This is a genomic window from Dellaglioa sp. CoH-55-MRSF-7, from assembly GCF_056782235.1.
Genome location: NZ_JBXAYI010000193.1, coordinates 1 through 254, shown reverse-complemented (window position 1 = coordinate 254; position 254 = coordinate 1). Strand labels below are relative to the sequence as shown.

Here is a 254-nt window from a genome sequence, read left to right as displayed (position 1 = left end):
AACTGCTGGACTGCGATAATAGTTTCGAGATGCGGGGCCAGCTGCTTTAGCAGGGCGCGACGCTCCACCAATTCCTCCATCATGCGACGCAAAACCTTCAGTTCCAGTTTCTTGCCCTCGAACGGCTTGGGTTCACGCGGCAGCTCCAGCATTTCCTTGTGCGCTTTGGCCAGAGCACGAAACTTTTTCTGATTCTTGACGAGACAGCTCTGTTCTTTCTCAAGCTCTGCGAGGCGGACTTCTGCACGGGTTTG

General features: G+C 54.3%; 1 protein-coding gene. It reads right to left on the bottom strand.

The features are described from left to right. The coding region (locus AC1RPU_RS08360; RefSeq protein WP_481769707.1) for a hypothetical protein at positions 1-254 on the bottom strand (254 nt) is incomplete at both ends.